This is a genomic window from Falsihalocynthiibacter sp. CO-5D18 (genome assembly GCF_041205445.1).
Classification (GTDB): Bacteria; Pseudomonadota; Alphaproteobacteria; order Rhodobacterales; family Rhodobacteraceae; genus Falsihalocynthiibacter; species Falsihalocynthiibacter arcticus.
Window position 1 is genome coordinate 63,382 of sequence record NZ_JBGFCF010000014.1, and the last position, 24,920, is coordinate 88,301.

Annotated in this window: 25 protein-coding genes; 12 read left to right on the forward strand and 13 right to left on the reverse strand. The window is 52.9% G+C overall.

Annotation, left to right across the window (positions count from 1 at the left end):
* Positions 1–6: 6 nt before the first annotated feature.
* Positions 7–294, reverse strand: a complete 288-nt coding sequence (locus AB9F27_RS16995) for a YggT family protein (protein ID WP_335584604.1) — start codon at positions 292–294, stop codon at positions 7–9.
* 137 nt (positions 295–431) lie between these two features.
* On the opposite strand from AB9F27_RS16995, the gene AB9F27_RS17000 reads away from it, so the two are divergent.
* The 6 genes from AB9F27_RS17000 to arfB all read left to right on the forward strand — a co-directional run bounded on the left by AB9F27_RS17000 (position 432) and on the right by arfB (position 5,567).
* Positions 432–971 carry a thioesterase family protein gene (locus AB9F27_RS17000; RefSeq protein WP_335584603.1) on the forward strand — a complete coding sequence of 180 codons (540 nt, stop codon included), beginning with the start codon at positions 432–434 and terminating at the stop codon, positions 969–971.
* A 61-nt stretch (positions 972–1,032) separates the two neighbouring features.
* Positions 1,033–2,403, forward strand: coding sequence for an MFS transporter (locus AB9F27_RS17005; protein ID WP_335584602.1), 1,371 nt, complete (start codon positions 1,033–1,035; stop codon positions 2,401–2,403).
* A complete protein-coding gene (gene mepA / locus AB9F27_RS17010; RefSeq protein WP_335584601.1) occupies positions 2,400–3,272 on the forward strand; it encodes a penicillin-insensitive murein endopeptidase in 873 nt (290 codons plus the stop codon). The genes AB9F27_RS17005 and mepA overlap by 4 nt, the downstream gene beginning before the upstream one ends.
* On the forward strand, positions 3,245–4,141 hold the full coding sequence (locus AB9F27_RS17015) for an esterase-like activity of phytase family protein (RefSeq protein ID WP_335584600.1): 897 nt from the start codon (positions 3,245–3,247) through the stop codon (positions 4,139–4,141). Before mepA ends, AB9F27_RS17015 begins: the two co-directional genes overlap by 28 nt.
* Before the next feature lie 91 nt (positions 4,142–4,232).
* Positions 4,233–4,859: a queuosine precursor transporter gene (locus tag AB9F27_RS17020; RefSeq protein ID WP_335584599.1), complete on the forward strand. Its 627-nt coding sequence runs from the start codon at positions 4,233–4,235 to the stop codon at positions 4,857–4,859.
* A 285-nt stretch (positions 4,860–5,144) separates the two neighbouring features.
* Positions 5,145–5,567: an alternative ribosome rescue aminoacyl-tRNA hydrolase ArfB gene (arfB, locus tag AB9F27_RS17025; RefSeq protein WP_039000309.1), complete on the forward strand. Its 423-nt coding sequence runs from the start codon at positions 5,145–5,147 to the stop codon at positions 5,565–5,567.
* A 6-nt stretch (positions 5,568–5,573) separates the two neighbouring features.
* On the opposite strand, the gene pncB is transcribed toward arfB, so the two are convergent.
* From pncB to pncA, 3 genes are all read right to left on the reverse strand, one after another.
* The gene (gene pncB, locus AB9F27_RS17030) at positions 5,574–6,866 is read right to left on the reverse strand and encodes a nicotinate phosphoribosyltransferase (RefSeq protein WP_335584598.1); all 1,293 of its coding nucleotides are present in this window, start codon (positions 6,864–6,866) and stop codon (positions 5,574–5,576) included.
* A gap of 62 nt (positions 6,867–6,928) precedes the next feature.
* Entirely contained in the window at positions 6,929–9,163 is a 2,235-nt protein-coding gene (locus AB9F27_RS17035) for an ATP-binding protein (protein WP_335584597.1), read from the reverse strand.
* 78 nt (positions 9,164–9,241) lie between these two features.
* A complete protein-coding gene (gene pncA, locus AB9F27_RS17040) occupies positions 9,242–9,847 on the reverse strand; it encodes a bifunctional nicotinamidase/pyrazinamidase (protein WP_335584596.1) in 606 nt (201 codons plus the stop codon).
* A 97-nt stretch (positions 9,848–9,944) separates the two neighbouring features.
* Between pncA and AB9F27_RS17045 the strand changes: the two genes are divergently transcribed.
* Positions 9,945–10,853 (forward strand): rhodanese-related sulfurtransferase, encoded by a 909-nt coding sequence (locus AB9F27_RS17045; RefSeq protein WP_335584595.1) that lies wholly within the window; start codon positions 9,945–9,947, stop codon positions 10,851–10,853.
* A 13-nt stretch (positions 10,854–10,866) separates the two neighbouring features.
* Here AB9F27_RS17045 and AB9F27_RS17050 read toward each other — a convergent pair whose 3' ends face one another.
* Together AB9F27_RS17050 and AB9F27_RS17055 are read right to left on the reverse strand one after the other, a co-directional pair.
* Positions 10,867–11,994 (reverse strand): BamA/TamA family outer membrane protein, encoded by a 1,128-nt coding sequence (locus AB9F27_RS17050; protein ID WP_335584594.1) that lies wholly within the window; start codon positions 11,992–11,994, stop codon positions 10,867–10,869.
* A 108-nt stretch (positions 11,995–12,102) separates the two neighbouring features.
* Positions 12,103–13,116, reverse strand: coding sequence for a LacI family DNA-binding transcriptional regulator (locus tag AB9F27_RS17055; protein ID WP_335584593.1), 1,014 nt, complete (start codon positions 13,114–13,116; stop codon positions 12,103–12,105).
* A gap of 134 nt (positions 13,117–13,250) precedes the next feature.
* Here AB9F27_RS17055 and ltnD point away from each other — a divergent pair, with 134 nt between their 5' ends.
* From ltnD to AB9F27_RS17075, 4 genes are all read left to right on the forward strand, one after another.
* A complete protein-coding gene (gene ltnD, locus AB9F27_RS17060; protein WP_335584592.1) occupies positions 13,251–14,159 on the forward strand; it encodes an L-threonate dehydrogenase in 909 nt (302 codons plus the stop codon).
* 9 nt (positions 14,160–14,168) lie between these two features.
* Entirely contained in the window at positions 14,169–15,443 is a 1,275-nt protein-coding gene (otnK, locus tag AB9F27_RS17065; RefSeq protein WP_335584591.1) for a 3-oxo-tetronate kinase, read from the forward strand.
* A 6-nt stretch (positions 15,444–15,449) separates the two neighbouring features.
* A complete protein-coding gene (locus AB9F27_RS17070) occupies positions 15,450–16,217 on the forward strand; it encodes a hydroxypyruvate isomerase family protein (RefSeq protein WP_369757955.1) in 768 nt (255 codons plus the stop codon).
* Between the two features lie 84 nt (positions 16,218–16,301).
* Positions 16,302–17,051, forward strand: a complete 750-nt coding sequence (locus tag AB9F27_RS17075; RefSeq protein WP_335584589.1) for an SDR family oxidoreductase — start codon at positions 16,302–16,304, stop codon at positions 17,049–17,051.
* A gap of 96 nt (positions 17,052–17,147) precedes the next feature.
* Here the strand turns inward: AB9F27_RS17075 and AB9F27_RS17080 are convergent, their stop codons facing one another.
* Genes AB9F27_RS17080 through AB9F27_RS17095 form a run of 4 tightly spaced genes read right to left on the reverse strand, consistent with a single transcriptional unit; the run spans position 17,148 to position 20,835 of the window.
* Positions 17,148–17,918 carry an SDR family oxidoreductase gene (locus AB9F27_RS17080; RefSeq protein WP_369757956.1) on the reverse strand — a complete coding sequence of 257 codons (771 nt, stop codon included), beginning with the start codon at positions 17,916–17,918 and terminating at the stop codon, positions 17,148–17,150.
* Between the two features lie 52 nt (positions 17,919–17,970).
* Positions 17,971–19,248: a TRAP transporter large permease gene (locus AB9F27_RS17085; protein WP_335584587.1), complete on the reverse strand. Its 1,278-nt coding sequence runs from the start codon at positions 19,246–19,248 to the stop codon at positions 17,971–17,973.
* Positions 19,249–19,263: 15 nt separating this feature from the next.
* Positions 19,264–19,839, reverse strand: a complete 576-nt coding sequence (locus AB9F27_RS17090; protein WP_335584586.1) for a TRAP transporter small permease — start codon at positions 19,837–19,839, stop codon at positions 19,264–19,266.
* Positions 19,840–19,863: 24 nt separating this feature from the next.
* Positions 19,864–20,835 carry a sialic acid TRAP transporter substrate-binding protein SiaP gene (locus tag AB9F27_RS17095; protein ID WP_335584585.1) on the reverse strand — a complete coding sequence of 324 codons (972 nt, stop codon included), beginning with the start codon at positions 20,833–20,835 and terminating at the stop codon, positions 19,864–19,866.
* 190 nt (positions 20,836–21,025) lie between these two features.
* Between AB9F27_RS17095 and AB9F27_RS17100 the strand changes: the two genes are divergently transcribed.
* Entirely contained in the window at positions 21,026–21,814 is a 789-nt protein-coding gene (locus tag AB9F27_RS17100; RefSeq protein ID WP_335584584.1) for a GntR family transcriptional regulator, read from the forward strand.
* 4 nt (positions 21,815–21,818) lie between these two features.
* Here the strand turns inward: AB9F27_RS17100 and AB9F27_RS17105 are convergent, their stop codons facing one another.
* From AB9F27_RS17105 to cls, 3 genes are all read right to left on the reverse strand, one after another.
* The gene (locus AB9F27_RS17105; RefSeq protein WP_335584583.1) at positions 21,819–22,607 is read right to left on the reverse strand and encodes a DUF2189 domain-containing protein; all 789 of its coding nucleotides are present in this window, start codon (positions 22,605–22,607) and stop codon (positions 21,819–21,821) included.
* 48 nt (positions 22,608–22,655) lie between these two features.
* Positions 22,656–23,381 (reverse strand): DUF374 domain-containing protein, encoded by a 726-nt coding sequence (locus AB9F27_RS17110; RefSeq protein ID WP_335584582.1) that lies wholly within the window; start codon positions 23,379–23,381, stop codon positions 22,656–22,658.
* A gap of 103 nt (positions 23,382–23,484) precedes the next feature.
* A complete protein-coding gene (cls, locus tag AB9F27_RS17115) occupies positions 23,485–24,897 on the reverse strand; it encodes a cardiolipin synthase (protein WP_335584581.1) in 1,413 nt (470 codons plus the stop codon).
* Positions 24,898–24,920: the final 23 nt, after the last annotated feature.

The following is a 24,920-nucleotide window of genomic DNA, read 5'->3' on the forward strand; positions in this document are numbered from 1 at the left end:
GCGATCCTAGAAGAAAAGCGCTGCGTTATTTTGAAGAAGAATGCGGACGATGATCAGCGCGAGAAAGGTAACCAGCGGCGCGAGATCAAGCCCCCCCATTTCGGGCAGAAAACGGCGAATTCGACTGTAAATCGGCTCAAGTAATTTGTTCAACCCAAACCAAAGTTGCGCGACAAGCGGTTGGCGCAAATTCAGAACCTGAAAGTTAATCAGCCAACTCATGATGATGTGCGCAATCATGATGTACCACGCGACACTGATGAGCAGATTTAGAATTTGATAGAGTGAAGACATGAACCGAACCTTTTTGCTTTGTTTCCCTCAAGTAAAGGTCGTAGCGCGCGCTGACAAGAGTTTAGGTGGATTTGCCGCGACGTAGGTATTGACGATAGGTCAGTTACGCGCCAAGCCAATGCAAAAAGGAGTTCCCAATGTATCCGTTTTTCCGAATGGGCAAAGAAGTCGTTAAGTTCCGAAATGCCCCCGCGCTCGAACTTGGGGAAACGCATGTCTCGCACCACATCTGCTGGCCTTGGGATCTGGATTTTTGGTTCGAGCTTAACAATGGTCGCACCCTTTCGATTTATGACCTTGGGCGTATTCCATTGGCCACACGTACTGGCGTTATGAAAACGCTGAAGGCGCAGAAATGGGGCCTAACGGTTGCCGGATCGAGCGTTCGGTACCGACGCCGCGTGCGCGCATTTGACCGCCTCGAAATGCACAGTCGCCTTGTAACGTGGGATGCGCGGTTCATCTTTCTGGAGCAATCGATGTGGTATAAGGGCGAATGTACGAGCCATGCGCTGTTCAGAATGGCGATAACGGATCGCAACGGGATTGTTGCGACAGATCGCGTTATGACGGCGATGGGTGTGGAAACGGCTGCTCCCGCGATGCCAGAATGGGTCGCCGCTTGGGTGGGTGCCGAAGGTCAACGCCCGTGGCCACCAATGCAGGACGCCCTCTAAAACCTTGCGCAAAGAGCCACTTCTCTATTCAGTTGTTTGAAAAAGACGTAGAGGAATAGGCATGACAGAGGTTTCCGCGAAGAAACGCATCTGGGGATGGATGATGTTTGATTGGGCTAGCCAACCTTATCATACGTTGCTTTTGACCTTTATTTTCGGACCTTATTTTGCGGAAATCGTCGCTAACTCGCTGATGACTTCGGGCATGACGCCCGATGCCGCAAAAGCCCAAGCGCAGGCCTATTGGGGATACGGGCTTTCGATCACTGGCCTTATTATCGCTTTTTCTGCCCCCGTTTTGGGCGCGTTTGCCGATAGTTCGGGGCGGCGAACGCTCTGGATTAAAACGTTTTCGGTGCTGTATGTTTTGGGGGCTGGAGGCTTATGGTTCGCCGATCCTGGCAATTTCAACATCGCGATTGTCCTGATGTTTTTTGGTATTGGCCTTATCGGGGCGGAGTTCACCACGATTTTCACCAATTCAATCCTGCCGACCCTCGCGCCCCCCGAGGACATCGGACGTATCTCTGGATCGGGGTTTGCGCTTGGGTATTGGGGCGGGGTAATATCGCTTTTTATCATGCTTTTGTTCTTTGCCGAGAATGCGGCGGGGGTGACTCTTTTGGGCATTTCACCTCTGTTCGGACTTGAGAGCGGAGCGCGTGAAGGCACTCGGTTTGTCGGCCCTTTTACCGCCCTTTGGTTTATCATCGGGATGATCCCGTTTTTCCTTTGGGTACGTGAAACACCCCGCGAAAATGCAACAGAGGGCGGCGTAAAAACCGCTCTTGGGTCCCTATGGAAAACCATTAAATCCTTGCCCCAACGCAGTAGCCTTTTTGCCTTTCTCACCAGCAGTCTGTTTTATCGCGACGCGCTGAACGGGCTTTATGGCTTTGGGGCGCTCTATGCGAAAGCGGTGCTGGATTGGTCAATCATTCAGATCGGGATATTCGGAATTGTGGGGGCCATCACGGCGGCAATTTTCGCGTATTTCGGCGGGCATATCGATCAAAGGACGGGGCCAAAACCCATTTTAAAAGTCGCGATCCTCGTCCTGATTGGCGTTTGTATTGTTGTGGTTTCGATGACGCGCGAGAGCCTTTTCGGCATCCAATTTTTGCAGGGTTCCAGCGCACCTGACATTATTTTCTTCATTTGCGGCGGCCTCATTGGCGGCATGGGCGGCGTGTTGCAAGCGAGTTCGCGGACAATGATGGTCCGCCATGCAAACCCGTTGCATGCCACCGAAGCTTTCGGCCTTTATGCGCTGTCGGGCAAAGCCACCTCTTTCCTTGCGCCCGCTTTGGTGGCATTGACGTCGGACATAAGCGGAAACGCGCGGATAGGGATAACGCCCTTAATTGCGCTATTCATTATCGGCCTCGTCCTGTTAGTCTGGGTGAAACCCCAAGGAGATCAAACCGCATGAAATTGCGCGGCATATTGACTGTTATCCTCGCCCTCGCTTCTGCGCCGAGTATGGCGGCCGAACCCGAAGCGCGCGCCCTCTTTGGGGCCAAGAAAACGGGTACAAATCATCAGTCCATGTCCTTTGGCGAATATTCCAAGGGATGCATTGCGGGCGCGCAGCAATTGCCCGAAACTGGCCCAACGTGGCAAGCGATCCGCCTGTCGCGGAACCGCAACTGGGCGCATGCGGATATGATTGAATTTGTCGAGAACCTGTCAAAAACTGCAGCAAAACAACCGGGCTGGAATGGCCTTTATGTTGGCGATATGTCCCAGCCGCGCGGGGGGCCAATGACGTCGGGGCACGTCAGCCATCAACTTGGTTTGGATGCGGATATATGGATGCTGCCCGCTGCAAACTTGACTCTCTCGCGCAAGGATCGCGAAAGTCTTTCGCCGGCTTCGATGCGCAAAAACAAAGGTGCTTATGTGAATTCGAGCTGGACACAAGCGCATCACAACATCCTAAAAGCAGCCGCAAAAGACAAAAGGGTTGCACGGATTTTCTTGTTTCCCGGAGCTAAAGTGCAAATGTGTAAGGATGAAAAAGGCAACCGCAACTGGTTGCGAAAAATTCGCCCCTTGGGCGGCCATCACTATCATTTCCACGTACGACTTGCCTGCCCCAAAGGCGAGAAAAACTGCGTCGATCAAGCACCTCCTCCAAAGGGGGACGGTTGTGCGGAAGCCGAAAAATGGGTTGCGAACATTTTAAATCCTCCCGCGCCAGAGCCCCGCGATCCAAACGCACCGCCCCCTAAAAAACGTCGTGAACTCATTTTATCGGACCTTCCCAGCCAATGCGCTCAAGTTTTATCGTCGCAATAGCGGTTTTGGCCTTAGTCGGCCTGTTTTCTCAAGGTTTAGCAACCGGTATCACGTCAAAAGCCCGCTATGTCGGCTCTATTCTGGTACCGCAAACCAGCCCTGAGAATGGTGGTTTTTCGGGACTTTCGCTGGATACATCTGGCGACAAATTCTTGACAATTACGGACCACGGTACTTTCTTCTCTGGTCATTTATTGCGCGAAAACAACGTCATACGAAAGGTCGTCCTCGAGCGATCCACCCCCCTATTGAGTACGGAGGGGCTTCCCGTTCTCAAGCCCGAAAATGACTCCGAAGGGTTGTCCGTGCGAAAAGACGGGCAAATTTTTGTTTCGTTTGAGGGCCCAGCCCGCGTGTTGTCCTATCGCAATACGTTGAGTAAAGCCGTCGACATTCCCGTGCCCCCAAGCTTTATGAAATTGCCAAAAAACGGCGCGCTTGAGGCACTGGCTGTTGCCCCTAACGGCGCGCTGTTCACCCTCGCAGAAGGGGTTTCCAAACACACAAACCCGCATTCGGTCTTTCGCTATTTCAACGGCGAATGGAAATTATTCGACACCATAGAAAGGCGTGGGAAATACCTGCCTGTGGACGCTGAATTTGGGCCTGATGGAAAATTCTATTTGCTGGAAAGGAACTTCAGCGTGCTCGCGGGTTTCCAATCCCGTGTCCGTCGATTTGATATAGTTGGGAATGATTTTGGACAAGAAGACGTCATTTTGGAAAGCACGTTCGGGCAACACGGAAACCTCGAAGGCTTGTCCGTTTGGCGCGACGCTTTGGGAAATACCCGCCTGACCATGATCGCAGACAACAATTTCAAGTTCTTTCTGCGCAGCGAAATTGTCGAGTATTCGTTGACGGAATAGCTTGCAAGTTGTGGTTCCGTTGGTTAAACGCCTCCCGTCCCGCAAGGTGTGGGGCCGAGTCTCCGCTACCTTGAAAAAACGGAATCAAAACATGAAGAAAATTCTTCCTGGCGTCCTCGCCATGGCTGCCATTGTTGTGACCAGTAACATTCTAGTGCAATTTTTGCTGGGCGACTGGCTCACGTGGGGCGCCCTTACCTATCCTCTTGCGTTCCTTGTGACGGATATCATGAACCGCGTTTATGGTGTTTCCGCCGCGCGGCGTGTTGTCCTCGTGGGCTTCTTCGTTGGCATTATTTGCTCGCTTATCGGAACCCAAATCATCGGCGAATACGGCCCCCTCGTTGCCCTCAGAATTGCTGTTGCCTCCGCGGTTGCCTTTCTTGTCGCCCAGTTATTGGACATCTCTATTTTCAATCGCCTTCGGGATGGGAAATGGTGGAAAGCGCCCCTCGCTTCAACCTTCGTCGGATCCGTGGTGGATACCGCACTGTTTTTCACCATTGCTTTTGCAGCGAGTATTACGATTTTTGGCGCCGAATCTGATGCCGCGATCAGTTGGGCATGGGAGAGCATCCCCTTCCTTGGATTTGGGGCGGCGGCGCCTTTGTGGGTGTCGTTGGCCTGCGCCGATTGGGCGGTAAAACTCGCCCTCGCATTAATCGCTTTGGTGCCATTTCGGGTCATTGTTACAAAACTTCATCCAAATGTAGCGTAAAACATTTTGACAATCCCTAAATATGTGGCAGGCTTCTAGTTATCGTAACAACTTGAAAGGAGGTGCCTATGATTATTGGGAAACAGGAGCAGATGGCTAAGGTCACGAGCGGGGAAATGTTTAGGAGGCAGTCCTTCTAAATATAATCCAGCTCTAGGGCTCTGTTTCGCCCTTTTAGCCACCTCCACTTCTCGAGGGGAGCCCTAGTGAGTTTCACTAGGGCTCTTTCCGTTGAACGACGTGCATGTTAACTCTCTAAAGGGCCGAGCAGGAAATCCTTAACACATGTTAGTTATCAACGAAGCCATAACTCTTGCAGACTGGGAACTTTCAGAGAGTTTCACCCGCAGTTCCGGCCCTGGGGGACAGAACGTTAATAAGGTATCCACGGCAGTTGAGTTACGCTTTGAAGCGGCTCGCAGCCCCAACCTTCCGGCGGACGCCAAGACCCGACTAAAACGCCTTGCAGGTCGAAAATGGACACTGGAAGGCGCGCTCATCCTTCGCGTTGAGGACACGAGGAGCCAAGCACGCAATCGCGAGATCGCCAGAGAGCGCTTAAAAGAGCTTATTCTTGCGGCTCTAAAACGCCCAAAACACCGCGTCAAAACACGCCCAACCCTCGCGAGCAAACGGCGGCGGGTTGAAGGAAAAGTTCAGCGTGGGCAGGTGAAATCCCTACGCGGGCGCGTCAATACAGACGACTAGCCTGCCTCAGACTTCGACATTAAAGGCTGTTTGCTCACCAACGTCGAAGACCCGTTTGTATCTTGCGATCTCTTCGGGGGGCCCCATCGCCTTGGCAGGGTTATCAGAGAGTTTGACCGTGGGATGGCCGTTGGCGCTGACTGCTTTGCAGACCAATGAGAAAGGCGCAAGGCCATCGTTTTCAACCAAACCGCGAAAATCATTGGTCAGTAGTGTCCCCCAACCAAAAGATACGCGCACGCGACCCGCAAACATTGCTTGCAGTTCAATGATTTTCTCAACGTCGAGACCGTCAGAGAAAATGACCAGTTTTTTCGTGGGATCTTCGCCGCGTTCTTTCCACCAATTGATCGCGATTTCTGCGCCTATTGCGGGATCGCCGCTGTCGATCCGAATACCCGTCCAACTGGCGAGCCAATCTGGAGCTTCACGCAAAAATCCCTCTGTGCCGTATGTGTCGGGCAGAATAATGCGAAGATTTCCCTCATGCTCCTCATGCCAATCGGCAAGAACTTTGTAGGGAGCCTCGCGCAACGTCGCATCATCGGGAGCCAAAGCCGAGGAAACCATCGGCAACTCATGTGCGTTGGTGCCAATCGCTTCAACTTCGCGGCGCATGGCAATCAGGCAGTTCGAGGTGCCAACAAATTTTTCCGAGAGACCTTCCTGCATGGCTTGAACGCACCAATCCTGCCACATAAAGGAATGGCGACGGCGCGTTCCAAAATCTGCGATCCTGAGGCCGTCAACATGTCTCAACCGCTCGACTTTTTCCCAGACTTTTGTCATGGCGCGGGCGTATAGAACCTGAAGTTCAAACCGGCCCATATCCGCCGTGACGGCCCGACTGCGCAATTCCACTAAAATGGCAAGGGCGGGGACCTCCCAGAGCATGACCTCTGGCCAAGTCCCCTCAAAAGTCAGCTCATATTGCCCGTCTGTTTTTTCGAGATGATAGGCGGGTAGTCGGAGTTTTTCGAACCACTCCATGAAATCGGAGCGAAACATTTGCCGCTTCCCATAGAACATATTCCCGCGCAGCCAGGTGCTCTCTCCACGGCTCAGGGAAAGGCTGCGCATATGGTCGAGCTGCTCGCGTAATTCGCCTTCATCAATGATATCCGCCAAACGGATATTTTTGCTGCGATTGATAAGGGAAAACGTGACAATTGCGGTGGGTTCATTTCGAAAAACCGATTGGCACATCAGCAGTTTGTAAAAATCTGTGTCAATCAAAGACCGAACGATCGGGTCAATCTTCCATTTGTGGTTGTACACACGTGACGCGATATCGACCATTGCTCAGCCCCCGTTAAGTTCCCTTTGTGATAGGGCATAGGGCGCCATTCGAAAAGCTAGAACTAGCGTTGTGCAATGTGAAAGCTGACGCAATCCAACAATTCTTTCATTTTTACCGGTTTTGTGAGGAAGCCGTCCATGCCTGAATTTAGGCATTCTTCGCGGTCACTATTAAAAGCGTTGGCCGTAAGCGCAATAATAATTGCGCGCGATCCATCCTCTTCCTCAAATTTTCGAATGCACCGTGTCGCCTGTAAGCCGTTCTGCTTAGGCATTGAAACATCCATCAACACCAATTCTGGCCTGTGTTTTTTGTACTGCTCCACGGCATCAATGCCGTCTTGAGCGAACTGAAGATCACCCGCGTGCCGCTCTAGCATTTTTCGGATTAACAAGCGATTTGTACCGTTATCTTCGGCGACAAGGATACGCTTATCGCGTAGATCCAATACATTCGAAAGGGGCGCGGCCTCCAGAGGCCGCAGGTTTTCGACACCGGAGTGCGCGGATAGCGTGAGCGACAGCGTGAAACACGACCCTACTCCAATGGTAGATTGGACGTGAATGTCGCCCCCCATTTCAAGGGCAAATCTGCGTGATATCGTGAGCCCCAATCCCGTACCGCCGTAATTGCGGGTGGTATCCTCTTCAGCCTGAGAAAATTCATCGAAAATCCGCGACAGGGCCTCAGGTGCAATCCCAATACCTGTATCCTTGACGGCGATTTCAATTAAATTCCCTGCGTCAACGGGTTGAGTTTTGACACAAATGGCCACCTCTCCTTGGGGCGTGAATTTTATCGCGTTGCCAACAAGATTGATAACGATTTGGCGGATATGTCCAACGTCACCGACAAAGAAATCTGGTGTATCGGGGAGGAACTCCACTTTAATTCCAATGCCTTTTTCCTCCGCCAATGGTGCCAGAAGATTGACGGACTCCGTGAGACAACGAGACAGGGAAAACGGCTCCATCAGGATTTTAATGCCTCCAGCGTCCAGTTTGGAGAGATCGAGAATATCATTGATGATCCGCAGCAGCGCTTCGCCTGAACTGAGGATCGTATCCGTATACTTTCCTTGATCGCCTTCAAGCTTTGTTTGTTTAAGCAAATCGGCCATGCCAATGATCCCATTTAGGGGTGTCCGTATTTCGTGGCTCATGGTTGCCAGAAAATTGGCCTTGGTCCGCGCGCCCTCTTCGGCTGCGACCTTTGCGAGAGCTAACTCTTTCTCGCGTTCTTTTGCCTGTGTGATGTCACGCTCCACCGAAATCACTTTGGCGAGAGTCCCGTTTTCGGCAATGATCGGCGTAATATTCGCATCGACCCAAACGATCTCTCCCGATTTCGTGTGGCTCTGAATTTCAACCCGAATTGATTTGTGTTGGTCAAGCGCGTCAGCGATGGCTTTTAACGTCTTCGGATCGGTTTCTGGACCGTTCAGGAGATCGGCCACCTTCCTGCCCAAAACTTCTTCTCGATCGTATCCGGTAATTCTTGTAAAAGCTGGGTTCACCCATTCAATCCGGCGGTCAGGGCCCGAAATAATCACGCTGTCATTGGCAGACTGCGCCACCAATGCGAGATTCCGAGAATGCAATTCCTTTGAAATGAGGGTCGCGTGCATCTCTGCAAGTTTTTTCTTTTGTTCAAAAATATTCCTACTATTCGCGAGTCGCCGTTTGAAGGTGGAATTCGCATAGCTAATATAAAGGAACGTCATATAGGCCAGCATGCCCGTTGCCAGCGTGTCCAATAGGTTTGGATTTCCGATCCCTGAAGACCCGAAAATGTCCCAAAAACTCAACCAAATCGCGACGCTGGCATAGACCGAGAGCCGCGCTTTACTCGCCCGTTTGTGATATTCCCACACAAGCCCAGCATTGATGGATGCGCTCGTCAGGAAAATCATTGCAAAATAGTGAGTCGACCCGTCGGCAACAGAATACCACGTGGAAAGGACACACAGCCCAAGCGTACATCCCTGAATAAAGGCCGTCACAGAGCTTAATTTTAGCGCCCGGGGAAGGTCTTTTGGGGCTAAATCCGCCTTGGTGAGGCGATAGAGACAAAAGCAATCCAACACCTCGCCACATACAACCAAAACCGCCATGGCTAGCCCAAAGAACGGGGACACGAGCCATGCAAGGGCAATAGATCCCCCAAGGGTTACAATTTGCCGGCTTCGAAAATCGCGCACTCGCGCGCGGCCATAGCGAAGGAAGAGACCTTCAGGCGTATAGCGGGCCTCGAATTCCATGAGTTCGTCTGTAGGTGTTTTAGCCGGTGAGGTCATTTCCGCTGGGTTCCGATGCGCAATATACGAGCACCCTGCCAGCTAGAGTTTAAAAATCACTTATCTTTCGTAGAAAAATCAAAGCAATTTTATACCTTTACTTACCATCTGCGCCTCCGCGGCTTTCAGGGACCCGTCTAAATCAATGGCGCGACAGGCTGCGCGGTCCACTTCGACATCTAGCCCAAGGCCCGCCGCGTCGAGGGCCGAGTAGAAAACGCAATAATCCGTTGCCAATCCGACAAGGCGCACCAAGGTAATGCCGCGCGCCGACAAATACCCCGCAAGGCCCGTAGGGGTTACGTGGTCGTTCTCAAAGAACGCAGAATAGCTATCAAGGGACGGGTTCATGCCTTTGCGAATGATGACGTCGGCTGCGTCCGTCCGTAGATCGGGGTGGAATGCGGCGCCGTTTGAGCCTTGAATACAGTGATCTGGCCAGAGGGTTTGGGGACCATAGGGCATTTCGACCATCTCAAACGGGGCTTTATCAGCGTGAGAGCTTGCGAAGGACGCGTGTCCTGCGGGGTGCCAGTCTTGGGTGAAAACGCGGGCTTGATACTGGCCAAGCATGTCATTGATGAGGGGGACAATTGTATCGCCATCCGTGACGGCCAAGGCACCCTTAGGGCAGAAATCATTTTGGGCGTCGATAACAAGGAGAGCTTCATTGGCGGGGCGCATGGAGGAAACCTTTCGTTTTAGGATTGGTAAGAGGCCATTTGGCCTGCGTCAACTGTAGCCCTTGCGAGCGGGCCATCATGCGCTTATTTAAACGCCCATGACAGTTGTAGCCGCCTTATATCATTTCACCCGATTCACCGATCCCGACGCCCTGCGCGCGCCTATTCTTGCGCTTTGTGCCGAGGAGGGAATCAAAGGATCGCTTCTGATCGCCGCCGAAGGCGTGAACGGAACGGTTGCCGGACCGCGCGCGGGTGTGGACCGTTTGCTGGTGCATCTGCGCTCGCTTCCGGGCTGTGCGACGCTGGAGCACAAAGAGAGCCCTGCGGCCGAGATGCCGTTTGGGCGGATGAAAGTGCGCCTTAAGAAAGAGATCGTCACGATGGGGCAACCCGATGTCGATCCTACGGCCTCGGTTGGGCACTATGTTGCGCCCAAGGATTGGAATGATCTGATCACCCAAGACGATGTTGTGGTGATTGACACCCGCAACGATTACGAGGTCGCCATTGGCACGTTTCAGGGCGCAATTGACCCAGAAACCAAGAGTTTTGGCGAATTCCCCGCATGGTGGGAAGCCAATAAGGATCGCTTTCACAATAAGCGCGTGGCGATGTTTTGCACGGGGGGTATTCGCTGTGAGAAATCGACGAATTACCTGATTGGGCAAGGGGTTGAGGATGTGTTTCACCTCAAGGGTGGCATCCTGAAATACCTCGAAGAAGTCCCTGCCGATGATAGCACGTGGGAAGGCGAATGTTTCGTCTTTGACGGGCGGGTGTCGATTGGGCACGGGCTTACCGAAGGGCCGCATGTTTTGTGCCACGCCTGTCGGCAACCTGTTTTGCCAGAAGATACCAAGCGCCCAGAATTTGAAGACGGGGTGAGTTGCCATTTGTGTTACGACACCACCTCAGATGATCGCAAAGCGCGGTTCCGCGAACGGCAAAAACAGATTGCCCTATCGGCGGCACGTGGCGAACGGCATTTCGGCGCCCATAGCTAGCCGATTGATTTCGCTAGAAACGCTGACCAACATAGATGTAATACGTATCCTCACCCGCGTCATTGCGCGCGGCATCCATTGAGAAATCCATTGGAAACTTCTTAGACAGACGGATGCGCAAACCAACGCCGCCCGCAGCTCTCGTGTTTTCTGACGACATGCCTGAGAAATCAGACGCTGCATTCCCTAGGCCCGCGAATACAACATAGCCAAGTCGATCAGTTACGGTGCCACGAAGCTCGCCCTGAAGGGACAATAAGCTGTGGCTCAAAACCTCGCCAAACGCAAACCCGCGGAAGGAATCAACGGAGCCAAGTCCGCATTGGTCAAAGAAGGGGGCATCGTCGGAGGCATTACACGCCGTGCCTTGTAAGGCGACGACCATATTCTCATTTACGCTTGTGTAATTGTCTAGTTTTGCGATCGATTTGGTGTAGGTCCTGTCTAAGATCGCGCTATCAAGAGTGTTGTAAGTACTGCTGAGCGACAAATGCGAGCCTGCAGTCGGGTAGGTGGTATTATTACGATTATCGATCTCGAAAGTCGGGCCAATTTTTAAAATCGACATTTTGGCGTCTGCTTGCAAGATAGGCGGCAAATCACCTGAACTATTTAGGCCCACTTCGGTTTCGATATAGGCCGTATTCAAACCAATGAGCACCTTATCGGTGATCCCGTATTTAAGGGTCAAATTTACCAATCTGCCATCTTGTTTCAAAGGAATGACAAGCCCGTCGCTCCCATCGAGATAGTAGTTATAGTTCAGTGACACTTCCCCCATTGAAAGCCCTAGGTTCCAACGATTCTGGTCCCATGCAATATCGCCAGAAAGGCCATAGCCATAGCTACCATTGTCCGTTTTAAATCCGCCCAACCCCAAATAGGAATCGGCAGATGCCTCGTCCATAGAAAATAAATAACCCGCCCCAAGCGCCAGACCAGTTCCAAGCGTTGGGTTCATAATAGGAATGGGCGCCGCGACAAAACTCCCCTGGGTGAATCCGAAGGTTTCTGCCTTGTCACCCACATCCGTTTCAGCGCCCGTCGATGGCGCGCCTAATGAACTAATATCCTGAGCTTGTGCGCCGGTCGCAAGGATCACGGTCGCCAAGATGCTTGAAGCAGTATTTTTGAAACGCATTTTCGGTCGTCTTTCAGTTACTCTAACGGTCACAAGCCACCTGCAAGGTCCACAGGTCTTCATTTCTTTAGGTCGGACCCTAGGGACAATTATGTCGAATTTCTAGGCTTAAGCACCGCTTTTCCATAAAATTGCACCAAGATCAATACGCGGTGTTAACCGTATAGTTTCGGCGGGTTGACGTTCGGTTTCCCGCAACCGGGCGACGATTAACGCTGCTGCACGCTGGCCGATTCCGCGCCGTGGGGAAATCGAAGTTGCCATGCTGCAGGGCAAAGCCTGAACAAAGTCCAATCCGTTAAAACCCACTATGGCCACTTGGTCGGGGATGGGAATGCCTTGCGCCATACAGGAAAATCCCCCGCCCGCCGCCATGTCGTCGTTCGAAAAATAGAGACAGTCGAGCGCTGGATTTTCTTTTAGTATTTCGTCGGTTAAACGGCGGCCCAAAACCATGGACGAGGCCGCGTCGGTGGTTTTCTCAGCGATAAACTCAAGGCCGTGTTCCGCAAGTTCGTGACGAAATCCCTCCAAACGTTTGCGTGCGCGAACATCGACCGCACCCACATAGCCAAATGTTCGACGCCCGCAGCCAATCATGGCCTCGGCCATCGCTTTTCCCGCCTCAAAATTTGACACCCCGACGCAACAATCCACAGGATCGCCGTCTAAATCCATGATCTGAACAATCGGAATTTCGGCCTCTCGCAACAAGGTCCGCGTTTCCTCAGGTTGATCCAAACCCGTTACAATCAGACCCGCAGGACGCCACGACAACATTTGCCGGATGATTTGATATTCGCGTTCGGCATCATACTCTGTCACGCCAAAAACCGGCTGCAAGCCCGTGCCTTGGATTTCCTCCGCGATGCCACTGAGTACTTCGGGAAACACGGCGTTGGTCATGGAGGGCACGGTCACGCCGATCAAATCGGACGCTCGATTGGACAGGGACGTCGCCAAAGGGTTGCCCACATATCCAAGGGCGCGCGCGGCTTTTTGGACGCACTCATAGCTTTGCTTGGAAACGCCTTGCGGCGAGCGCAGCGCACGGGACGCGGTCATTTTGCTCACCCCAGATTTCAAGGCGACATCCGCGAGTGTTGGCCGTTTTTTTGCCACGAGACCTCCTCATGCGACAGCGACTTTAAGGCAGTTTAGCCAGAAACCAACCGGAACACACCCTTGACTTTCAGTTCCCCCTCGCCCAATGTATTCATTAAATGGTATCGGTACCAAAATTTGGAGCACGTCGGATGGCAAAACTCAAAACAGCCGTGATTGGCCTTGGTTCGATGGGCTGGGGCGCGGCGATCTCGCTTTTGCGCGCGAAGCTTCCGACCGTCGGGGTGGATATTCGGTCCGAGGTTTTGGCGAAGTTTGAAGCAGAGGGCGGCACGACTTCCCCTTCCCCTGCAGAGGCGGTTAAAAACGCGGATATCGTGTTTATTTTTGTGGTAAATGCTGCCCAGACAGAAGCGGTTTTGTTCGGAGAAAACGGGGCCGTTGCGGCAGCGCGCCCGAATACGATTTTCGCCCTATGCGCCACGATGCAACCCAATGATGCCATCGAGCTTTGCGAACGGATTACCGACGCTGGAATGCGCGCGCTGGACCTACCCGTGTCTGGCGGTGCGGCCAAAGCCTTGAGTGGCGAAATGACCCTGATGGCAGCGGGCGATCCAGTTGATTTCGAACGCGTAGCGCCCGCCCTTGACGCGATTGCCACCAAGATTTTCCGCCTTGGCGATACCCCCGGAATGGGCTCGCAAGTCAAAATGATTAACCAGCTTCTCGCAGGCGTTCATATCGCTGCAACCGCTGAAGCCATGACCCTTGGTGCGGCGGCGGGGATCGATTTGAAAACCTTGTATGACGTGATCACCTCATGCGCGGGGACGTCTTGGATGTTTGAAAATCGCGGGCCGCACATCGTTAACGGCGATTACACCCCGCATTCGGCAGTCGATATTTTCGTCAAAGACCTTGGGATAGTCGCCTCCGAAGCCGAAGCCCTTGGATGCACAACGCCCCTGACGGCGACATCTTTGGCCCTGTTCAAAGAGGCCAGCGCAGCCGGTTTAGGCCGCGAAGATGACGCAGCAGTTGCCAAAATACTCGCGGCAAAAGGCGGGGTTTCCTTGCCGAATGTCCGGCAAAATTAGGAGAAGATTATGAGCGTTGTTTTGGGCTGTGTCGCCGATGATTTCACAGGTGCCACGGATATTGCAGGCCTGTTGGCGCGAAGTGGCGTGAAGGTTTCCTTGCGGATGGGCCTACCTGAGGAGGCCCCCGAAACATGCGAAACCTCGGCCTTTGAAGTGATCGCCTTAAAATCACGCACGGCCCCTGTCGCGGAGGCCATCGCGGAAACGCGGGCCGCGCTTGACTGGCTCAAACGGGCGGGCGCGAAGCGGTTTTTCTGGAAATATTGCTCAACTTTCGACAGCACACCCGAGGGAAATATTGGCCCGGTGGCCGAGGCGCTTATGGCCGATTTGCAAACGAACCAGACAATTTACTGCCCTGCGTTTCCCGAAAACGGGCGTAGTATTTTCATGGGGAACCTCTTTGTTGGGGAGCAGCCATTGGCGGAAAGCCCGATGAAAGACCACCCCCTCACTCCGATGCGTGACAGCAATTTGGTACGCCTGCTCGCCCACCAAGTGCAGGGCGAGGTTGGGCTGGCCAATCGGCTTTGTGTGGCAATGGGAGCGGAGGCCCTCAAGACACGCCTCGCAGAATTGCGCGCGGACGGGATTGCCCATGTGGTGGTTGATGCGGTGGCGAACGAGGACCTCTACACCATCGCCGAAGCTTGCCGCCACATGCCGCTCATGACGGGGGGAAGTGCCGTGGCGATGCCCCTGCCCGCGCTCTATTTAGCGGACGGCACGCTATCGCCATACGCCGAAAAGGTGCAGAAACCTGTGCTGCCGGAAGGGGCAATTATTCTCTCGGGAAGCTGTTCAAAAATGACCCGCGCCCAAGTTGCGGCGTGTTTGGAAACGGTCGGGGGTTATCAGCTTGATCCGCTGGAACTGGCAGCAAACGGCGTGGACGCGGCCCGTGCGTGGCTTGCCAAACAAGATCCGTTCGCGAGCAAACTGATCTATGCCACGACCGACCCCGATGGCGTACGCTCCGCACAAGACAAGCTTGGTCCTGCCAAGGCAGGCCAGATTGTCGAGGATGCACTGGCGCAATTAGCGATTGATGCACGCGACGCTGGTACCCGCCGATTTGTCGTGGCAGGTGGAGAGACCTCTGGAGCCGTAACGAAAGCGTTAAAAGTATCGCGCCTGACCATCGGATCCGAAATTGCACCAGGAGTTCCGTGGACATATTGCGAGAGTGACGGACATGAGATTGCGCTGACGTTAAAATCGGGTAACTTTGGCAGTGAAACCTTTTTCGCAGATGCGCTGGAAAAACTAAACGAAAATTGAGGCTCAATGGCACTTCCTATTTCGGCAAACCTTGGCTTTTTATGGAAAGAGCTGCCCCTGCTTGAGGCCATCCGCGCCGCGAAAATAGCGGGTTTTGACGCCGTTGAATGCCACTGGCCCTATGATACGGACGCAAAGGACGTGCGTGCCACGCTTGAAAGTGTCGACATGCGCATGCTCGGCCTGAATACTTCACGAGGCGGTGCGGGCATGAATGGGCTTTTGGCATTGGTTGGGCGGGAGGTCGAAGCCCGCGCTTCGATTGATCAGGCGCTTTCGTATGCCGTGGCAATCGGAACGCCGAATGTGCATGCGATGGCGGGTTTTGCGAGGGGAGATGCGGCGCATAATTGCTTCGTTAAGAATTTGAAATATGCTTGTACCCAAGCCGCCTTGCGGGGGATCACAATTCTGATTGAACCCCTCAATGCCTATGATGCGCCAGATTACTTTTTGCAAACCACGTCTCAAGCTGCGGCCATTATCGCGGAGGTTGATGCGCCTAATCTCAAACTCATGTTTGATTGCTATCACGTGCAAATAATGGAGGGGGATTTGAGCCGCCGTTTGATCAAGCTTCTACCGCTTATCGGCCATGTTCAGATTGCCTCCGTTCCCGCGCGCTCCGAACCTGATTGTGGCGAAGTGAACTATGCCCATATTTTTATGCACTTGAGCAAGATAGGCTATGGCGGTGCCATTGGTGCGGAATACAAGCCCGTCGCGACCACCGACGCGGGCCTTGGTTGGCTCAAAAACGGGACTTTGTTTTAGACGCACACCCGCGCTCTTAACAAACATTGACATGCGCACAAGTTGGGTTCATCGATACCCCCTAACACAAAAACTGGAGTTCATATGTCACGCCCTATTGCCCTTATTACCGGTGGTGCCCAAGGCATCGGATTTGCTTGCGCCCAAGCGATTGCAGAGAATGGTGCACGGATTGTTGTCGCCGATATTAACGGAGCAGGCGCGCAGAAAGCCGCCGAGGAATTGGGAAATGACGCCGTAGCAATTACCTGCGACATGAGCGACCCCGCGCAAATCACCGCGATGTTTGATAAAATCGAAGCCGAAGTTGGCAACGTTTCCATCCTTGTAAACAACGCGGGCGTGTCGATCCCTTCCGACTTCCTTGAAACCTCGCTTGAGGATTTCCAGAAAGTTCTGAGCATCAATACGGTTGGCGTTTTCCTTGCCACACAGCGCGCAGCGAAAACCATGGTCGCGAATGGCATCAAAGGCGCGATTGTAAACATGTCGTCGGTGAATGCGGTGGTCTCGATCCCAACCATCGTCGCGTATTGCACGTCCAAAGGTGGCGTAATGCAGATGACAAAAGCGACGTCGCTTGCGTTGGCCCCTCACGGCATTCGCGTCAATGCGGTTGGACCCGGATCCATCGACACCGAAATGTTGTCAAGCGTGAATGGCAATCCGAAAGCGATGGAAACACTGCTGTCACGGACGCCGCTTAAGCGCCTCGGTACGGCACGTGAAATCGGCGATGTGGTGGCGTTTTTGGCTTCCGAAAAGGCCAGCTATATCACCGGCGAAACGATCTACGTCGATGGTGGACGCCTTGGGATGAACTATACTTGCTAGGGGAAAACCTGCTTAAACAACCGTGAAGCAGACATATTCAACAAAAAGGGCCGCGAGTTGATCGCGGCCCTTTTTGCATGTGTCAGGAAGGGGCGCTTAACGACCCATCCAACCGCCATCAACGGTTAGGACTGTGCCATGCACATAATTCGCAGCGTCGGATGCGAGGAAGACCGCAGGGCCAGCGAAGTCTTCAGGCTGGCCCCAACGGCCCGCGGGAATGCGTTCAAGAATGGAGCGCGCGCGGTCCGGATCGTCCTGCAAGGCTTGGGTGTTGTCGGTGGCGATATAGCCGGGTGCGATGGCGTTGACGTTCACGCCTCTGCCCGCCCATTCGTTGGCCAGAGCTTTGGTTAATTGCCCGATTGCGCCTTTGGATGCTGCATAACCGGGAACGGTAATGCCGCCTTGGAAGGTCAAAAGCGAAGCGGTGAAGATGATTTTCCCAGAACCGCGCGCAACCATGTTTTTCCCGATTTCGCGGCTAAGAACAAACTGGGCGTTCAAATTAACTTCTATGACTTCGTCCCACATTTCGTCGGGATGTTCAGCGGCTGGGGCACGTTTTATTGTGCCCGCGTTATTCACCAAAATATCAATTGTGGGATGGTCCGCTTGGACGGTTGCGGCAAAAGCGGTGACAGCTTTGCGATCGCTGAAGTCACATTGGTAGGCCGAGAAGGTGCGGCCAAGGGCTTCGACTTCCTTGGCAACAGCGCTGCCTGTTTTTTCAAGCGAGGCACTGACCCCGATGATGTTCGCGCCAGCCGCCGCGAGCGCGACTGTGATGCCTTTGCCAATGCCGCGTTTACAGCCAGTGACGAGGGCAGTTTTGCCCGTGAGGTCGAACGAAGGTAGAGAAGACATTTTGCAACTTTCTGAGGTATTTTAAGAGGCGACGATCACGCCACCTAATGATTTAACGATAAAGCTTGGTTGGAAGCCACATCGACAATTCTGGAATGAACGTCAGCAAGAGGAGCACCGAAATAAGTGGAACCAAGAACGGAGCCGTCGCCACAACGCAGCGCTCAAACGGCACATCCGACACTTTGGCGAGCACATAGAGAACCATACCAACGGGCGGGGTGAGCAAGCCGATCATCAAGTTCAGGATAAGGATAATCCCGAAGTGCACCGGATCAACACCGATCGTCATCGCCACGGGCAGAAGCACGGGCGTCAGAATTGTAATGGCAGCAATTGTTTCCATGAAACACCCTACAACCAGAACAATCAGCATCATGATCAACAAGATTGCGGTTTTGTTATCAGTGAAGCCCAACAACTCGTTTGCAAAGGACTGAGCAACCTGTTCGGACGTCAAAATCCATGCGAAAATGGTGGAGGCGGCGACGATCATCATGATCGAAGCTGTGGTCTCAACCGTGTCCATCGAAACGCGCAGGATGCGTTTGAAATTCAACGTCCGGTAGACAACAAGCCCGAGGAACAAGGAATAGGCAACAGCGGCAATTGCGGCTTCGGTTGGAGTAAAGATGCCAAAGAGGATACCGCCAACAATGATGATCGGGGTAAACAAGGGCAAAATCGCTTGAACAAATGCCTTCAGGAATACGTTCAACCGAAAGCGGTCATCGCGGGGGTAGTTGCGAATTTTCGCATAGACCGCAACCATGATCATCAGGGAAAAAGCCATCAGAAGACCGGGGATAAGACCCGCAGCGAACAGCTGTCCGATAGATGTGTCCGCAATAACGCCGTACACCACGAGGGGAAGTGAGGGCGGAATGATCGGCCCGATTGTTGAGGAGGCGGCCGTGATGCCAACCGAGAAATCCGTGTCATAGCCTGCTTCACGCATGGCTTTGATTTCGATGTTCCCGAGGCCTCCCGCGTCAGCAACCGCTGCGCCCGACATCCCAGCGAAAATGATGCTGGCACCAACGTTTACGTGACCGAGACCCCCGTACATCCAGCCCACAGCCGACCGTGCGAAGGCGAAAATTTTCGTCGTCACACCAGCGGAGTTCATCAAGTGACCCGCCATGATAAAAAACGGAACTGCGATTAACGGGAAGCTATCAATCCCCCCGACCATACGGTGCAAAACTACCATGCTTGGCACACCATCAATGAGTGTGAACGCAAGCGACGCGACACCCAGTGCAACCGCCACAGGGGCTCCTGCAATGAGGAGCAGAAAGAGAATAATAAAGAGAAGGGCCAAAGCCATAGTGCTGCTCGCTATCTATTTTGGAACGTCATGCAAGGCGCTCTCTTCGATTTCACGAAGGACGTCTTCTGGCGACTGACGGATTTTGTGGATGAGCCACCAAAGGGAATACAATGCCATCACAGCGAGGCTGAATGAGACGGCGTAATAAAGGGCGTTCTTTGGAAACTCCATCGAGGCCATTTTGGTTTTTGTTTTGAGAGCAAGCTTATACGCCTGAAGCGACATAAAGGCCCAAAACAGCATCGTCAGTATCTCCATCGCGACGGTAAGCCATTTGCCCGCGACAGGAGAGAGGTAACGATAGAAGAATTCGAGGAAAATATGCGTGCCCTTACGGCTTACCGAAATTGCTCCGAAAAAGGCAACAACAACAAGCACATAACGCGCAAGCTCTTCGGTCCAAGCGAGGCTATCGTTCAACACATACCGCGTGAAGAACTGTACGAAAACCACAATTGAGAGACCCCATAGGGCAATAAGACCCGGCAAATCAGCAGTGCCGAAATCCGAGATGTCTACTTCCGAGTCCATGAAAACGAATTCAGAGCGCGCGTCTTGCGCGCCCTGACTGTCGTTGGGATTGTTCATTTCTGTTCCCACAATCCGTTCAGATCAAAGCTCGCCGAGGCGCTTGTAGTGATCCAAAGTGTATGGAACGCCGTCGCCAGTGAGCAATGGTTTCACAGCTGCTTGGAAAGGAGCTTTGTCAATTTCATTGACCGTGATGCCTTGATCGCGGAACCAAGAAATAAGATCTGTCTCGGCTTGATAAATTTCGTCCGACGATCTCTTGGCAGCTTCAATAAGAACTTCGCGTACCACGGCTTCGTCATCACCCAAACGCGCAAGAGCGTCGTCGGAAGCGATGATCAGAAGGGAGTTTAGGATGTGGCCTGTAAGGTTAATGTTGGATTGAACCTCATAGAACTTCTTGAACTGAATTGTTGGAAGCGGGTTTTCTTGTGCGTCAACAACACCTTGCTGAAGGGCAAGATAAACTTCGGAGAACGCCATTGGTGTTGGGTTTGCGCCAACTGCATTCGGGAACATCAACATAAGCGGTGAGTTAGGCACACGGATCTTAAGACCCTTCATGTCTTCTGGCACCAAGATTGGCTTGTTGGATGTCACGTGACGCTGGCCATAATAGACGAGGCCCAAAACTTGGTTTCCAGTTGCTTCATGGTAACCTTCGGACAGCTCAGCAAAGAGTTCGCTTCCACGATAGGATTCCCAGTGATCAAATCCACGCATGATGAATGGGTAATCGGAAATTGCGATGGGGCCATAATACCGCTCAACAAAGCTTGGGCCCGTATAGATAACGTCTACAGCGCCGATGCCGAGACCTTCGTTGATTTCAACTTCTTTCCCAAGCGAAGATGCTGGAAAGACTTTCATTTCAACGCGACCATCAGTCTTCTTAGCAATCTCTTCTGCGGCCCATTCCGCGTTTTTATGATACGGCGAACCGATCTCATAAACATGCGCAAACTTTAGAGTTTCCGTCGCAAATGCAACAGACGCGGATGTCATTGCAAGTACGCCTGCGGCCAAGGCCGTCGTGATTTTAGTAAATTTCATTGTATCCTCCCATTAGCTTGAAAAACTCCAAGCCTATCCAAATCGCCAGAAAAAACAGAGCTACTGCGTTTCTTGACGGCTTCTAGTATAATTAGTATACAAGTTATTAACGAAATCAAGGCGGAAAATTTTGTTCAATAAGAGCGGCTTGGTGTAGAAGCTTTGAGGAATCACCCTGGGAGGGGAAGAAATGGCAAAGCCAATTGTTGCAAGTTCGCCTGCCCAACGTCGCCGTCGCGCGCCGAATTCTGCCCCAGAGGGCCGCATGGGCTTACTCAAGCGTTCAACCTCCACAATTTCGGATTCAATCTACAACCGTCTGCACGCTCAGATCATTAGCCTTGAGCTTCCTCCAGGCACGCCAATTTCAGAAAACGCAACGGCGCTCACCGAAGGTGTAAGTCGTACACCCGTGCGCGAAGCGATCCTACGTTTATCGGACGAGAAGCTGGTTGAAGTGGTGCCGAAATCGGGAACCTTCGTCGCAAGGATACCGGTTTCCGCCCTCCCCGAAGCGCTTATTGCACGTCGCGCTCTTGAGGCGGTGACCGTGCGCTCGGCCACACGTTTGGCCACACGCAGCCAGATTTTGAGTCTCCGGGCCTGTGTTGAGAGACACCGAGAAATTACGGACCGAGCGAACATAAGCGCCCTTCATTTGGTCGACGAAGAGTTTCACGCGACCATCGCCTCAATCGGTCGCCTCCCCGGCCTTTGGAAGCTCATTCAACAGGTTAAAGTGCAAATCGACAGGTATCGATGCTTAACCCTAAAGCTTCCAAAAGAGCGACGCGCCGAAATGGTCGAGAACGAACATATGGCGATTATTGAAGCCATGGAAAGCGGCGACGGTGATGGCGCCGTTGCAGCAATGGAAGCCCACCTAACGGGCCTACAGTTGCATTTCGCAGTCGGGATAAATTTGTACCCCGATTATTTCATTCATGACATCGACTTGAATGAATTCGCCGATATTTAAGGCCTCAAACGGGAAAATATAGCGCCCGACGATAGAGGTGCCACGTCGCGTGCCCCAAGATCGGCAGCGCAACAAAAAGCCCGAGGAAATAGGGCAGCATGGCCGCAAGCATCGAGAGGCCGATGACCCCCGCCCAAACCAACATGACGATCTTGTTTTCGGCCACGGTTTTTACGGAAACAATCATTGCGGTCACAAAATCGATTTCCCGGTCCAAAAGAAGCGGCAGGGAAACCACGGTCAGGGCATAAACCAGAAACGCGACCAAACCGCCAACGATAAACTCAAATCCGATGAGCATCTGTCCTTGGGGTGTCGCGAATATTTCCCACGAGGTCGAGATATTGGTGAGTGACATATTGCCCAGAAAAAGGGCCAGCGACATATGGGCAAAGAAGCTCCAAAACAGGAAAATGATGACCAGAATTGCGCCAACCCATGGGACTTGCCGCCCCCGTTCGCGCCAAACGACGCCCAAAATATCCGACCATCCCAACGGCTCGCCAACCTCAAGCCGTCGACTGACCTCATAGAGGCCAACCGCGGCAAAGGGCGCCACGAGGGGAAACCCAAGCGAAAGCATGAGAGTCCACGCAAATGTCCCCGCGCCACTGACACTGAGGATAATGCCGCAGATCACGTAAAAACTACTGAAAAATATACCGAAAAGCGGTGCCCGTTTAAAATCACTCGCGCCCATTGCAATACAGGCCCGAAGCTCAAATAGGGTAATTTTGCCAATTTCTGGTGGGTCCGAGGCCTCTAGCCGTGGGTTGTCGTGTGTATCCTGCATGCGTAGCGTATCCCCTTTGGGAAAGGCTAGCCTGCGACTAGACGCAAATCAATCGTGAGGACGCGTTCGCGGCACGTTGATGTCAAGTTTTGCATCCACACGCTCAGTTATGTCGTCTAGCGAGGCTTCCAGTTGAAGCCGCAGACGTTCCATTTCGACCTCTGACACTTTGCGCGGCACATCGTGCGGCCACCGCTCGCAATACCGAACACCTTTGTTAAACGGCCACGCCACCATCGCTTGATCCCATGAGGCTCCGAAAATCTTGTGCCGCTTGGTTGCAAATGCGGCAACAAAAATCGGGCAACCGGTTGCGCGCGCCCAAAGCAAAGGCGCGGTTTTGGCAACGCGGGCGGGGCCAGTTGTTCCGTCCACCGCGATTCCTACCGAAACGCCTTCGCGCATTTTTCGTAGAACCTCGCGGGACATAGAAAAACCGCCCTCTCCCTTGGGCATCGCGATGGTTTCAAATCCAAATTCGGTTTGCACGAGCCCAGCCATGCGCCCGCCCTTTGCTTCCGACGTTAGCGAGCAAATTCGTCCCGCTTTGAGGTCAAACAGATAAGGCGCCATGAGGAGGCGTTGATGCCACAGAACAACGATGATCGGGCCGCTTTTAAGAGCCGTGCGCATGTCATCAAACCCCTCGCTTTGCCAACGGGTCGTGATCCAAACAAAGCGTACATAGTTAGCCAGAATTTTGGCAACAATCCGGTTGAAGACCCGACTGTTTGCTATCTTTTTACCAAGCGATTGCTTCTTTTTCCCCGACATATTTCCCCGAGCGTTTTTTGTTTTCTGGAAGGTGTGCCTATGAAGTCTTCGTTGGTACGTCAAACACCCGCGAAAGGGAACGCCATTCATGGGCGTGCCACACCTAAAGCAGCGGAGCGAACAGACGTGCGATCGGCGCACCGATGCGCAATAATCTCGACTTCTCGTTAAGGTTATAGGCCACCATTTTGCAACGCGTGAAATCTTCTTCCAACATTGCCGCCACGGCGCACGCGGCTCGCTTATCAAAAACCATAACCGTAGCCTCGAAGTTTAACCGACAGGAGCGGTTGTCCATATTTGTTGTACCAATTGATGCGATAGCCTCATCAACGACCAGAACTTTCTGATGCATGAACCCGTCTTGATACTTCAAGATCTTCACTCCGACCTCGCGCAATTCGTCAAAAAAGGCAAAGGCCGCCAGCCATGTAAGATAGTGGTCGGCCTTCTCGGGTACCATGATCCGAACGTCGACTCCGCGCAGGGCTGCCAGCTTCAAGACGGTCAGAATATCAACATCTGGAACCAAATAGGGGGAGGCAGTCCAAATCCGGTTTTTCGCGGCGGAAATAGCGGCACAGAAATAGAGACTGCCTGTTTCAAGGGTATCCGCGGGGCCCGTGGCCATAAGCAGCGCATCCATATTTTCGGGCGCACGTGTGGGTGACCAATTCAGATTGTCCCCCAAAACCTGCTTTGTCGCCCAGTGCCAGTCTTCGGAAAACACGAGTTGGAGTTGCAACACGACAGGCCCGATCAGGCGGCAATGCGTGTCGCGCCATGGCCCAAACGCGGGGTCACGTCCCATGTATTCGTCCCCCACATTGAGGCCGCCTGTAAACCCAATCACACCATCAACCACCAAAGTTTTGCGATGATTTCTAAAGTTGATTTGAAACCGTGTGCGTGGCCCGTGAAGGGAATGGGCATTTACAGTCTCGATGCCACTATCTTCGAGTTCCGCCAAATATTCAGTGGGTAGTTTTGAACTTCCAACCGCATCAAATAGGAGGCGCACATGGACACCACGAAGCGCGGCATCAATGAGTTTCTGTTTAAACTCGCGGCCAAGGGTATCGTCTTTGATGATATAGAACTGAACGAGGATGTAGCTTTTTGCACTGTCGATGGCGGCAAACATACTCGAAAATGATGCGGCCCCATTTACAAGAATCTCCACAGAATTGCCCGAAACAATGGGGGCCTGTGCGATACTCTCAAACGCTTGATACCCGACATTGTCGTCATCGCCAACTGGCTCAAATTCCTTCGCGAATGCCGCGATCCTCGCAATAACGCGTTGGGAATCCCGTCGTGCAACGATGTACCCTTTGAAGCGAAAATTCCCAAGAAAGAGATATGCTGGAATGCCGATCATTGGCAGACCAAGGAGCAAAAAAACCCAGGCCACGGACCCTTGCGGCGTGCGCGCGGACGCCACCGCGAAATAGGCGAAAAGCATAGCCGTCGTCCAGAGAACGATGGTACCGATTAGAAGGAGAAACACCAGCATCGCCACCCCTTTCCTATTGCGGT